The following is a 12,644-nucleotide window of genomic DNA, read 5'->3' as shown; positions in this document are numbered from 1 at the left end:
TCACTATCCGTGACGGTAGTTTTCCATGGTCATGACACACATGCTTCGTCTACTCCGTACAGTCGGGAAGATGGCTGGATGCAGGAACAGACGCGGGATAGCCGAGAATCGCCTCCGGAGGCGCCGCCAAGCCTCGCCTATCGCGGCTATGTCCTGCTGCTGCTGATCTTCGTCGCGGCGGTAGCAGCGGTAGATCGCCAAATCCTGTTCATTCTGGTCGAACCGATCCGCCATGAATTCAGCCTCAGCGACAAGCAGATCGGCGCGCTGACCGGCATGGCCTTTGCCCTGACTTTCGTAATCGCCAGCATCCCCATCGCACGCCTCGCCGACCGTTCCTCACGCAAGATGGTCATCGGCGTGGCGGTGAGCGTATGGAGCGTGATGACCGCCGTTTCCGGTCTGGCCCAAAGCTTCGTGCAACTGTTCCTGGCCCGCGTCGGCGTCGGTTTGGCGAGGCCGGGGCCGCCGCACCCGCGCAGGCCCTCATCAGCGACATGTTCCCGCCGCGCCAGCGCGCATCGGCCATGTCCCTCTATCTGATGGGCGCGCCGATCGGTGTCGCCGCGGGCCTCGGCCTTGGCGGATGGACGCTGGAGGAGCACGGCTGGCGGTTCGTGCTGATGTGCGCCGGCGTGCCGGGAATCATCCTCGGCCCCCTGATCCTCCTGACCGTGCGCAACATCGCCAAGGGGCTGGCCGACGGCATCACCCGGTCCTTTGCGCAACCCGGCCTGCTGGTGACGCTGAAGATGCTGGTGAAGATTCGCACCCTGCCCTTTCTGGTGGCAGGCGCCACGCTTCAAACTTTGCTGGCGTCGGGACTGGTGGGGTGGATACCCGCCTTTCTCCAACGCACCCACGGCCTCAGCCCGGCCGTGATCGGCGGCGCGCTGGGCGCGGCGATGGGTACAGGATCGCTGATCGGCCATCTGGTCGGCGGCCCCTTCTCCGACTATCTCTCGCGCCGCGACATGCGCTGGCCGTTCTGGTTAGGCTCCTGTATCGTACTGACCGCTGCGGGCCTGTCCCTCCTCGCCTTCGCCGGACCGGTTGGGATATTCTTCCCTGTCATCGGCTTGCAGTTTTTTCGTGAGTGGCCTGCTCTCCTCACCCCTGCTGTCGCTGGTCGTCAGCCTGCCGCCGGTCTTGGCGCGGGCCACCATGGCGGCGGCAATGTTCATGGTGATGCAAGCGGTCGGCATGGGCGTAGGACCGGCGCTGGTCGGTGCGCTGAGCGATGTTTTGCGCCCCGAATATGGCGAGGGATCGCTGCGCATCGCAATGATGATCGCGCTGCTGCTGGCCTTTCCTGCAGCACTGATGTTCTGGTTCGCCAGCCGCCATTATGCGGCGCACCACCGGGCAGCGGCGGCGCAACTGGCGGAGGATGTGAAGTGCGGCGGTGACGGTAGCTGACAATGTCGAGACTCCGGCCCCGCTCGCGCTGGCGAACACTGGGCCGGACGCTCCCTTTCAGCCCAACGGCCGATAGCCCCTGCGCCATTTGGTCCACAGGTGCCGAGCCAGCATCATCGGAGGCATACGGAGCAGGTGGGAGCGGATGTAGAAACCCTGCCCCAGCAGCCATCGCCCTTCCCGCCCCCAGCCATCCCTTGACATCAGACGGGCAATGAACAGGCGGTCGCTCCAGCGGAGCCGGAAATCCGTTCCGATCTGACTGCGAACCGGCGTGCCATAGAGATGATGCGCCAGTCGCAGGGCACGCCACACTGCAACCGTCAGGCCATGCCCGGCGGCCCGCTCGAAGAGGCGGGGGTAGAAGTCTTCCTGCGTCTCACTCGCCTCGGCACACAGGCAATGAATGTCCCACAGGTTACGCAGCCCCCCCTCCAGCCCGCCGTCCGCCAGCATATGCGCCGCCGCATGGCAAAGCCTGTCCTCCGGCGAGAGAATGAAGAGACCGTCCTCCAGCACGATGGCGTCGCGGATCATCGCGGCCGCATCGGGGCTGGGCCGCGCGGTAAGGGGCAGGATGGTGTGGTGCACGTCGATCATACGGTCGCGGTCGCGATGGATCAGCGGCGGCAATTCGTGCATCCAGCGGCGATAATAGATATCGTCATAGGGGTCGGGCTTCACCCACTCCCATCCCGCCACCAGCAGCGCCGCCTCCACATCGTCCAGCCGGTCGCGGGCAACGAGAATGTCGAGGTCGCCGATCGAGCGACCCGTCCCCGCCGCCAGTCCCGCCGCTACATAGGCGGTCCCCTTGAGCAAGACGATCCTGACGTCCGGCAACCCCGCCAGCGCAACCCGCGCCCGGTCCGCCTCCCACAGCGCCTGCCGCCGTTCCGTCGCAGCATCGAAGCGGGCGTCGGCGAGGATGGCGGCAACCCGGTCCGGCACGGGCAGTCCGGCAAGGCGATGCGCGAGCGTGCCGAGAAGCCGTTCGGCCCGCGCCGCCGCGAACAGGCGCGTCCAGTCCGCACTGGACAGGGGCGGCGCTGCGGCAGGGTCGCGCAGGACACTGACCAGCAGGACGGCGCTCATTGCCGCGCCTCTCGGAGCAAGGTCTCGACGATGGCGATGCCGTCTTCTCCGCTGCCATAGTCGATGGCGGCGGCGGGCACGGAGGCGACCAGTCCGGTCAGCGCGCGGAAGCCCGATTCCCCCAGCGCGACATAGTTTGTGGAGGCCTGCGTCAGGCGAACGAACGTCTCCGCAGCGTCCATCGGGCGGGCGGTGGCATTACAAGTGTTACAACCGAAATGGGGAAAAAGGAGGAGGATTGGTTTCGCCTGCGTATCCATTTTCCGCACGGCGTCCGGGCGGGGGACGAGGTGGCGGATGTCCCCCTTGGCCGTCGCGGCCATCAGGGGGCCGAGGCGATCCTCCCCCACGACCGCGCGCACCGCGTCAACCGATTGATTCTTAAGGCTCACCAATCGCGGGAACGGGGCGAGCATCCCGGTCGCCAGATCGAGCAGCGCGAATTCGTCACCCATCAGCCGCCAGCCGCGTTCGCCCAGCAGGGCCGCGAGAGTCGACTTGCCGCTGCCCGATTCCCCGCTCAGAATGACCGCAAAACCATCCTTTTCCACCGTGGCCGCGTGCAAAAGCAGGTGCCGTCGCCAGCCCAGCGCCATCTGGAGGTTCATGCCCATCTCCGCCGCCAGCAGCCCATGCGCCAGCGCCATCGGCGCGGCATCCGCCAGCATATGGTCGCCCGCGATGAAGATGGAGGGCCGCAGCCAGCGCCGCCACGGCTTGACCGGTTGAAGCCGCACGGTGAAGTCGGCGATGTCGCCCTCCCCAGTGCCGGTGCCGGACCAGGTTTCGGTCCCGGTTCCAGCTCCCCTCCCGGCACCGGTTGCGGTTGCGGCCCCGGCTCCCTCCCCCGGCCCTTGCGGATAATCGGCGTAGAGCCGCCGCAACTGGGCGATGGGCGAAGCCCATGCCGAACCGATGCGGAACAGCGCCGGGCCGACGCGCAGGGTCAGGCTGTGCCTCACGCGCGCGCCGATGGCCCGGCGGCGGCGCCGTCGGCACGGACGGCGCCACCCGCATCAATCCGGGCGTGGGCGTGGGTATCGGTGCAGGGATCGGCACGGGCATCCGGGTCCGCGCCGTCGTCGGGCGCAGCGGCATGGGCGGCTTTATCCATGTCAGCACAGGCTTCGGCGCTGGCGTCATCGGCGGAGACTATAGCTTCGACGTCCGAGACGGCGTCGGCTTCAACGTCAGGCCCAACTTCAACGCTGACGTTGGCGTTGGCGTTGGTGCTGACGTTGGCGTTGGCGTCAGGGTCCGTGCCAGCATCAGTGGCGGTCGCGGCATCAGCATCGGTAGCGGCGGTGGCGGTCGCTTCAGTGGCGATGGCGGCGTCGGTTTCGGTGGCGTCGGTGGGGGTGCGGGCGGCGGGGGCCGTGGAGGCGGCGGCGACTTTAGCGTCGGTATCCGCGCCAGCGGCGGCGTCAACGTCCATGCCAGTGCTGGCATCCGCGTCGGTGTCGGCTTCTGAATCCACCGCAGCGAAGGTGCCGGTGTCGACACAGGACAGGGCATCGGCACGGGCGTCGCCCCCGGCAACCGGTTCCAGCCCGTCCCGCAGGACGAGGCCCAGCACGGCCAGTTCCTCCAACCGGGCGGCGATCACGGCCTCCACATCGCCGCCGGCATGGCCCGTTCCCGCATCACCCGTTCCGGCACACCTCCCCGCAGCATCGCCCGCCATGGTCTCTGCCCCCATGGCGTCGTCCGCGTCGCCCCTGTCACCGGCATCGCCCGCATCACCCGCATCGCCATCATCGGCCCGCATGTCGAAATCCCCCCGGAGATGGTCCGCCACCGCCCGCGCATCGGCAGGCCCCAGCGCATCCAGCGCCGCCAATATCTGGGGCACCGGGTCGCTGACCATATGGGTGATGCCCGACCGGCGATGATAGACGAGCGTCATCAGCCCCAGATCATGCTCCAGCCGCGATCCGGCAGGCTCGGCGCGATAGCGCACCCCATCGCTCACCCGCCCGCCCCGCGATCAGCGCGGCATCTGGAGCGAGGCGTAGCAGGTGAAGCCGCTGCGGCCATATTGCAGGCGGCGGATATAATTGATGTAGGCCTGGCTCTGCGAATAGCTGGTGCCGGGCAGGCTGCGGCCCTTCAGCGCATTCTTCACATCCTCGCCCCGGAAGACCTTGCCGCCCGGAAACGACCCCGGCGCGCCCTGCGCGACCAGCGAGCCATCGGACGCCACCGCCTTGCCCGCCACATCCGGCACGGGGATGGTGCAGTTGAGGACGGAGGCCGCCGTCTGCGCCAGCGCGGGACGGACGCTGAGCACCGTGGTCGCGGTGGCCGCGCCGATCATCAGCACGCGGCGGCGAGTGGGCGCGTCCGGCGTACCGGCCTGATCCACGTCGGACGCGGAGGTGCTGCCCGCGATCTCGCCGGGCTGCCGATTGCTGTTGTCATCCATCTGTAGCCCCCGAAGTCTAGCGCCGCATATTACCCATCGCAGACCATCGCGAAATAATCTAGGCGGGCTAACCATGTCGTTCCGTATATTCGGCCCTGTAATGCTGTGCGTGATCGCGACTGTCATCGGCACGTTGTTCGTGTCGATGTCGACCCAGTCGACCTATGCGGGCGTCGCCTGCGCGCTGGTCGGCCTGTTCGCCACCGCATTGATGTATGACGGCGCGGCCCATGGCGAGATTCGCCCCGCCGACGCCGCCCCGTCCCCCGCACCGGCCAGCCTGTTCGAAGAACCGCCGCTGCTGGGCCAGCCGGAGATCGACGCGCTGGTCGAGGCGCTGCCCCAGCCCGCCTTCATCGTCTCCGACGGGCGGATCGCGCGCGCCAACCGGGCAACGCTGACCCTGCTGGGCCATCATGTCCTGGGCCAGGACGTGCGGCTGGCCATCCGCCATCCCGCCGTGACGCAGCATCTGGTGGGCGACCATGCCGGACAGGCCGCCACCATGGAGCTGGTCGGCATCGGCATCGGCGACCAGAGCTGGGAGATTCGCATCACCCCGCTGTCCCCCACGCGCCAGCTCGTCCTGCTGACCGACCAGAGCGCGCGGCGCGCGGCGGAGAAGATGCGCGTCGATTTCGTCGCCAACGCCAGCCATGAACTGCGGACGCCGCTGGCGGGCATATTGGGCTTTATCGAGACGCTGAACGACCGGGACGCGGGCAATGACATCGCGACCCGCGAACGCTTCCTGTCGATCATGGAGGGTGAGGCGCGGCGGATGCAACGGCTGGTCGACGACCTCATGTCCCTCTCCCGCATCGAGGCGGAGAAATTCCGCCAGCCGGAGCAGCATGTGGACCTGTGCGCGCTGGTGCAGGAGACGGCGGACGTGCTGGCCAAGGGCAGCAACCTGCGCGCGCAGGACATCGCGCTCGACCTCGATCTCGGCTGCCCGCCGATTCGCGGTGACCAGGCGCAACTGAGCCAGTTGATCCACAATCTGGTCAGCAACGCGCTGAAATATGGCCGGGCCGGCACGCCGGTGGTCGTCACCCTGCTGCGCGACGGGCCGGACATGATTCGCCTGACCGTCGCGGACGAGGGGGACGGGATCGCGCCGGAGCATCTGCCCCGCCTGACCGAGCGATTCTATCGCGTCGACGCCAGCCGGAGCAAGGCGGCGGGCGGCACCGGGCTGGGCCTCGCCATCGTCAAGCATATCGTGGAACGGCACCGGGGACGGTTGCAGATCGACAGCGTGGTGGGCCGGGGAACGACGATGGGGGTGATGCTGCCCATCCCGGCGGCCCCCGCGGCCTGATGCCCCGCCTGACTCCCGCGCCGTACGCCGCCGGATGACGCGGCGCGGATGACAGGGTAAAAAACTCTGTGCCCGAACCAGCCCGTTTTCCGGCGGTTCGGGGCCGTTGTCACATTACTGCAATGTAAATGTCACATTGGCGCGATGAAGGGCGCTTATCGGGCTGCCGGGAACGATCATCATGATCGGCAATGTGGGGAACATTCATGTACAAGATTCTGGCCGTCGCCGCTGTTTCAACTCTCGCCCTTTCCGCCTGCCAGGACCAGGCCGGTGGCGGCGCATCCGGCGGCGCGCGGGACCAGATCCGCGCGGTCGGCTCCTCCACCGTCTTCCCCTTCGCCACCGCCGTCGCGGAGCTGTATGTGAAGGGCAACCCCGGCATGAAGTCGCCGATCATCGAATCGACCGGCACGGGTGCGGGCATGAAGCTGTTCTGCGCGGGCGTGGGCGCCGAGCATCCCGACATCGCCAACGCATCGCGCCGCATCAAGAAGGCCGAGTTCGAGCAGTGCGCCGCCAATGGCGTAAAGGAAATCGCGGAAATCCAGATCGGCGTCGACGGCCTGGCCTTTGCCGAATCGAAAAACGGCCCCGGCTACAAGCTGACGCCCAAGATCATCTATGAGGCGCTGGCCGCCAACCCCTATGGCAAGGGTCCGAACAAGGCCAAGACCTGGGCCGATGTCGATCCGTCGCTGCCCGCCGTCGCCATCTCCGTCTTTGGCCCGCCCTCCACGTCCGGCACGCGCGATTCGCTGGCCGAGCTGATCCTGGAGAAGGGCTGCGACAGCGACCCGGCGATGAAGGAGCTGAAGAAGGCCGACGAGAAGAAGCACAAGCAGACCTGCCACCAGATCCGCGAGGACGGCGCCTATGTCGACGCGGGCGAGAATGACAATCTGATCGTGCAGAAGCTGACCGCCAACCCCAACGCCATCGGCGTGTTCGGCTTCAGCTATTTCGAGGAAAACCGCGACAAGCTGAAGGATGTGGCGCTCAACGACATACAGGCGACTTATGAGACGGTGTCCAACGCCACCTATCCGGGCGCGCGCCCGCTGTTCATCTACGTCAAGAAGGCGCATCTGAACGCGGTTCCGGGCCTGAAGGCCTATGTCGATACCTTTGCCAAGAACTGGAACCCCGACGGCACGCTGACCAAGCGCGGCATGGTCGCCGCGACCGAGGATGTCCGCACCGCCAACGCCAAGGCCGCGGCCGAGCTGCCGACGCTGAGCGCCGACGGCCTGAAGTAATCCGCGCGGCGCGGGCGGGGGAAACCACTGTCCGCGCCGACACCCTGCCGGTCTTTCCCGGCGCGTTTCCATCGACCCGTTTTCGTCCGCCCGTTTCCCTCTGCCCGCCCCCGACGGGGCGCATGATCCCAGCCCCCATAGGGGCGCATGATAAGGTGAAGCTCCTTGAACGCCGCCTCCGTCTGGCTTCTCATCATCGGGCTGGCCGCCATCGCCTGGCTCAGCGCCCGTGCGCGCGCCACCCTCCTCGAAAAGTCGGCGGGGCGCCTCGCGACGCACAGCCGCGCCCATTATCATGGCGCCTATGTCGCGCTGTGGACGCTGCTGCCCGCCGCGCTGTTCCTGATCGTCTGGCAGAATGTCTCGCCCGCGCTGGTGACGAACGCCGTCCTGACCGCGCCGGAAGCCGCCAGCCTGCCCGCCGACGCCTTCTCCCGCTCCACGGTGCTGAGCGAGGCCCGCTCCATCGCGACCGGGCACGCGCAGAGCGCGTTCAACCCGCAGAGCCAGGCGCTGGTCGCCCCTTATCGCAGCGCCATCACCCGCTATGACATCATCGGCGCGGTGCTGACCCTGATCCTCGCCTTTGCGGGCGGCGCGTTCGCCTTCACCCGCGTCAAGGCGGATTTCAAGGCGCGCACCCGCGTCGAGCGGCTGGTGATGGGCGGGCTGCTGCTCGCCTCGCTGATCGCCATCGTCACGACCATCGGCATCGTCGCGTCGCTGCTGTTCGAAAGCGCGCGCTTCTTCTCCATGATCAACCCGCTGAGCTTCCTGTTCGGCACCAAATGGTCGCCGCAGTCCGCCGCGCTGGGCTATGGCGCGGAACATGCCTTTGGCGCGGTGCCGCTGTTCTGGGGCACGATCTTCATCGGCGCGATCATCGCCATGCTGGTCGCCATCCCGCTGGGCCTGATGTGCGCCATCTACCTGACCCAATATGCCCGGCCCGCCGTGCGCCAGTGGATGAAGCCGATACTGGAGATCCTCGCGGGCGTGCCGACCGTCGTCTATGGCTATTTCGCCGCGCTGACCGTCGCACCGCTGCTGCGCGATTTCGCGGTGGCGGTGGGCATCAGCGGCGCATCGTCGGAAAGCGCGCTGGCCGCCGGCCTCGTCATGGGCGTGATGATCATCCCCTTCGTCTCCTCCATGGCCGATGACAGCATCAACGCCGTGCCGCAGTCGATGCGCGACGGCAGCCTGGCGATGGGCGCGACCAAGAGCGAGACGATCAAGCGCGTCCTGATCCCCGCCGCCCTGCCCGGCGTCGTCGGCGGCGTGCTGCTGGCCGTCAGCCGCGCGATCGGCGAGACGATGATCGTGGTGATGGCCGCGGGCCTTGCCGCGAACCTGACCGCCAACCCCTTTGCCAGCGTGACCACGGTGACGACGCAGATCGTCCAGTTGCTGACCGGCGATCAGGAGTTCGACAGCCCGAAGACGCTGGCCGCCTTCGCCCTCGGCCTCGTCCTGTTCATCGTCACGCTGCTGCTCAACATCGTCGCCCTGCGCGTCGTGAAGAAATATCGGGAGGCTTATGAGTGAGTAGCGCCAGCACCACAGCCACCGCCACCGCCCCCCTTCCCTCCACCAGCAGGACCAGCATGTCGCACGATCGCACGCCCACCGACTGGAGCAGCCCCGTGATGCGCCAGCGCATCGCGCGCCGCTACGCCGCCGAACGGCGCTTTCGCCTGATGGGGCTGGGGGCGGTGACGCTGTCCGCTGGCTTCCTGCTGTTCCTGCTGGTCACCATGTTGTCCGGCGGCCTGACCGGCTTCCTGCGGACGGACATCGCGCTGCCGATCAACTTTCCCGCATCCCCGGTGATGCTGGAACCGGCCATGCTGAAAGGCCCCAACGCGCAGCAGGCGCTGGCCAACGCCAACCTGCCCGCCGTCACGACCGCCGCCGCCCGCGCCACCTATGGCGACAAGGGTGAGGAACTGCTGTCCGACTCCGCATGGGTCGCGGTGCGCGACGCCTTGCTGAAAGACCCCAGCCTGCTGGAGCGCAGCGCGGTCATCCCCGTGCCCGCCGCCAGCGACATCGACCTGGCGCATAAGCGCGAAGGCACGGCGGAGGCGGAAGCGACCGTCGCCCGCCTGACGGAGAAGGGCGCGCTTTCCTCCACCTTCAACCTCGACTTCCTGACCATGAGCGACGGCACCGACCCGACGCAAGTCGGCATCTGGGGCGCGCTCAAGGGATCGCTGCTGACCATGGCGGTCACGCTGCTGCTGAGCTTTCCCATCGGCGTGATGACCGCCATCTATCTGGAGGAATATGCGGGCCGCAACCGCTGGACCGACCTGATCGAGGTGTCGATCAACAATCTGGCGGCGGTGCCCTCCATCATCTTCGGCCTGCTGGGCCTCGCGGTGTTCCTCAACGCCTGGATGCTGCCCCGGTCGGCCGCCATCGTCGGCGGGTTGACGCTGGCGCTGATGACCATGCCGGTCATCGTCATCGCCGGGCGCAACGCGGTGAAGGCCGTGCCGCCGTCCATCCGCGACGCGGCGCTGGGCGTGGGCGCCAGCCCGATCCAGGTGGTGTTCCACCATGTCCTGCCCCTCGCCATGCCCGGCATCTTGACCGGCACCATCATCGGCATGGCGCGCGCGCTGGGCGAGACCGCGCCGCTGCTGATGATCGGCATGCGCGCCTTCATCGCGACGCCGCCCGGTGGCGTCACCGATCCCGCGACCGTCCTGCCCGTCCAGATCTTCCTCTGGTCGGACGAGGTCTCCCGCGGCTTCGTCGAGAAAACCTCGGCCGCGATCATCGTCCTGCTGGTCTTCCTGCTCGCGATGAACGGGATCGCCATCTATCTCCGCAACAAGTTCGAAACACGGTGGTAAATCAGACCATGGCCTCCACGGCATCAACTTCCCCGAACATCTCTGCGCCGATCAAGATGGCGGCGCAGGACGTCAACGTCTTCTATGGCGACAAGCAGGCGATCCGGAACGTGTCCATCGACGTGGGCATGGACGAGGTGACGGCCTTCATCGGCCCGTCGGGCTGTGGCAAGTCCACCTTCCTGCGCACGCTGAACCGCATGAACGACACGGTCGCATCGGCCCGTGTCGAGGGCCGCATCACGCTGGACGGTGAGGACATCTACTCCACCGCCATGGACGTGGTGCAACTGCGCGCGCGGGTGGGCATGGTGTTCCAGAAGCCCAATCCCTTCCCCAAGTCGATCTATGAGAATGTGGCCTATGGCCCGCGCATCCATGGCCTGGCGAACAGCCGGGCCGACATGGACGTGATCGTGGAGCAGTCGCTGCGCCGCGCCGGCCTGTGGGAAGAGGTGAAGGATCGCCTTCAGGACAGCGGCACCGCGCTGTCGGGCGGCCAGCAGCAGCGCCTGTGCATCGGCCGCGCCATCGCGGTGCAGCCGGAGGTGATCTTGATGGACGAACCCTGCTCCGCGCTGGACCCCATCGCGACGGCCAAGATCGAGGAACTGATCCACGAACTGCGCGGCAAATATGCCATCGTGATCGTGACGCACAACATGCAGCAGGCGGCGCGCGTATCGCAGCGCACGGCCTTCTTCCACCTCGGTACGCTGGTCGAATATGGCGTGACGTCGGACATCTTCACCAATCCGCGCGAAGAGCGCACCAAGGATTATATCACCGGACGCTATGGCTGACGGTCGGGAGCATCAGAAAATGGCAGAGCATACCCTGAAAGCCTTTGACGACGACATTGGCGAACTGCGCGCGCTGATCGCGGAAATGGGCGGCCGTGCGGAGGCCGCGATCGACGACGCCCTCGTCGCGCTGAGCCGCCGCGACAATGCGCTGGCCGAGCGGGTGGTCGAGGGCGACAAGGCCATCGACGAACTGGAGGCGCTGATTGAGAAGAAGGTGGTGCAGGTCATCGCGCTCCGCGCGCCGATGGCCGACGACCTGCGCGAGATCATCGCCGCGCTGAAGATCGTGGGCGTGGTCGAGCGGATCGGCGACTATGCGAAGAATATCGCCAAGCGCGTCCCCCTCATCAGCCATCGGTCCAGCCATGAACCGCTGTCCCTGCTGCCCGCCATGGGCCAGATCGCGCGGGAGATGGTGAAGGGCGCGCTCGACGCCTTTGCCGCGCGCGACGCGCAAAAGGCGCTGTGGGTGATGGAGCGCGACCGGGCGGTCGACGATTTCTACAACAGCATCTTTCGCACCATGGTCACCTTCATGATGGAGAATCCCAAGACCATCTCCGAAAGCGCCCATATCCTGTTCATCGCCAAGAACCTGGAGCGGGTCGGCGACCATGCGACCAATGTGGCCGAGATGGTCTATTATGCCGCGACCGGCGCCCACCCGCCGGAGCGGGAGCGCGGTCCCGACCTTTTCCAGGAACAGGAAGGCTAAACCATGGCACGTGCCGAAATGCTGCTGGTCGAGGATGACGCCGCCCTTGCGGAACTGCTCGTCTGGCATTTCCGCCGGGAGGATTTCTCCGTCACCCATACGCCGGACGGCGAGGAGGCGCTGATCCTGGCGCAGGAGAAGACGCCGGACATCGTGCTGCTGGACTGGATGGTCGAGAATCTCTCCGGTATCGAGGTCTGCCGCCGCCTGCGCCGGATGAGCGAGACGGCCAATGTCCCCATCATCATGCTCACCGCGCGCGGCGAGGAAGAGGATCGGGTGCGCGGCCTGGAGACGGGCGCGGACGATTATGTGACCAAGCCGTTCAGCCCGCGCGAACTGATCGCACGGGTCGGCGCAGTGCTGCGCCGGGTGCGCCCCGCGCTGGCGGGCGAGGTGCTGACCTTCTCCGACGTGGAGATGGACACGGTGGGGCACAAGGTGCGGCGGGGCGGCGACCCGGTGCAGCTGGGGCCGACCGAGTTCCGCCTGCTGCGCCACCTGCTGGAGCATCCGGGCTGGGTCTTCTCGCGCGAGCGGCTGCTGGACAGCGTATGGGGTCAGGACAGCGACATCGAACTGCGCACCGTGGACGTGCATATCCGGCGGCTGCGCAAGGCGATCAACGTCAACGGACGGCCGGACATCATCCGCACCGTGCGGTCGGCGGGCTATTCGCTGGACAGCGACGCGGTTCTCTAAGACGGGCGGGGGCGGCACGAACCGCCCTCCCCACC

Annotated in this window: 11 protein-coding genes and 1 pseudogene; 8 read left to right on the top strand and 4 right to left on the bottom strand. The window is 67.2% G+C overall.

Going from position 1 to position 12,644, the window contains the following annotated elements:
• The first annotated feature begins 78 nt into the window (after positions 1-78).
• Positions 79-1,409 (top strand): annotated as a pseudogene (locus LWE61_RS04525) (MFS transporter).
• A 67-nt stretch (positions 1,410-1,476) separates the two neighbouring features.
• Here the strand turns inward: LWE61_RS04525 and LWE61_RS04520 are convergent.
• The 4 genes from LWE61_RS04520 to LWE61_RS04505 are packed head-to-tail and all read right to left on the bottom strand — an operon-like array spanning position 1,477 to position 4,831.
• Positions 1,477-2,514 (bottom strand): nucleotidyltransferase domain-containing protein, encoded by a 1,038-nt coding sequence (locus tag LWE61_RS04520; protein ID WP_234148840.1) that lies wholly within the window; start codon positions 2,512-2,514, stop codon positions 1,477-1,479.
• Positions 2,511-3,476, bottom strand: coding sequence for an HprK-related kinase A (locus tag LWE61_RS04515; RefSeq protein ID WP_234148839.1), 966 nt, complete (start codon positions 3,474-3,476; stop codon positions 2,511-2,513). Before LWE61_RS04515 ends, LWE61_RS04520 begins: the two co-directional genes overlap by 4 nt.
• Positions 3,473-4,486, bottom strand: a complete 1,014-nt coding sequence (locus tag LWE61_RS04510) for an HPr-rel-A system PqqD family peptide chaperone (RefSeq protein ID WP_234148838.1) — start codon at positions 4,484-4,486, stop codon at positions 3,473-3,475. Before LWE61_RS04510 ends, LWE61_RS04515 begins: the two co-directional genes overlap by 4 nt.
• 15 nt (positions 4,487-4,501) lie before the next feature.
• The gene (locus LWE61_RS04505) at positions 4,502-4,831 is read right to left on the bottom strand and encodes a hypothetical protein (RefSeq protein ID WP_234149066.1); all 330 of its coding nucleotides are present in this window, start codon (positions 4,829-4,831) and stop codon (positions 4,502-4,504) included.
• A gap of 181 nt (positions 4,832-5,012) precedes the next feature.
• Between LWE61_RS04505 and LWE61_RS04500 the strand changes: the two genes are divergently transcribed.
• The 7 genes from LWE61_RS04500 to phoB all read left to right on the top strand — a co-directional run bounded on the left by LWE61_RS04500 (position 5,013) and on the right by phoB (position 12,609).
• Entirely contained in the window at positions 5,013-6,263 is a 1,251-nt protein-coding gene (locus LWE61_RS04500) for an ATP-binding protein (protein WP_234148837.1), read from the top strand.
• 206 nt (positions 6,264-6,469) lie between these two features.
• Positions 6,470-7,522 carry a substrate-binding domain-containing protein gene (locus tag LWE61_RS04495; RefSeq protein WP_234148836.1) on the top strand — a complete coding sequence of 351 codons (1,053 nt, stop codon included), beginning with the start codon at positions 6,470-6,472 and terminating at the stop codon, positions 7,520-7,522.
• A gap of 165 nt (positions 7,523-7,687) precedes the next feature.
• On the top strand, positions 7,688-9,070 hold the full coding sequence (gene pstC, locus LWE61_RS04490; RefSeq protein WP_234148835.1) for a phosphate ABC transporter permease subunit PstC: 1,383 nt from the start codon (positions 7,688-7,690) through the stop codon (positions 9,068-9,070).
• Positions 9,071-9,129: 59 nt separating this feature from the next.
• The gene (gene pstA, locus LWE61_RS04485; protein WP_234149065.1) at positions 9,130-10,386 is read left to right on the top strand and encodes a phosphate ABC transporter permease PstA; all 1,257 of its coding nucleotides are present in this window, start codon (positions 9,130-9,132) and stop codon (positions 10,384-10,386) included.
• An 8-nt stretch (positions 10,387-10,394) separates the two neighbouring features.
• Positions 10,395-11,189: a phosphate ABC transporter ATP-binding protein PstB gene (gene pstB / locus LWE61_RS04480; protein ID WP_234148834.1), complete on the top strand. Its 795-nt coding sequence runs from the start codon at positions 10,395-10,397 to the stop codon at positions 11,187-11,189.
• Positions 11,190-11,208: 19 nt separating this feature from the next.
• Positions 11,209-11,907: a phosphate signaling complex protein PhoU gene (gene phoU, locus LWE61_RS04475; protein ID WP_234148833.1), complete on the top strand. Its 699-nt coding sequence runs from the start codon at positions 11,209-11,211 to the stop codon at positions 11,905-11,907.
• Between the two features lie 3 nt (positions 11,908-11,910).
• Positions 11,911-12,609 carry a phosphate regulon transcriptional regulator PhoB gene (phoB, locus tag LWE61_RS04470; RefSeq protein ID WP_234148832.1) on the top strand — a complete coding sequence of 233 codons (699 nt, stop codon included), beginning with the start codon at positions 11,911-11,913 and terminating at the stop codon, positions 12,607-12,609.
• Positions 12,610-12,644: the final 35 nt, after the last annotated feature.

It is taken from the genome of Sphingobium sufflavum (genome assembly GCF_021403115.1).
GTDB classification, from domain to species: Bacteria; Pseudomonadota; Alphaproteobacteria; order Sphingomonadales; family Sphingomonadaceae; genus Sphingobium; species Sphingobium sufflavum.
This window is presented reverse-complemented; position numbering and strand designations above follow the sequence as displayed.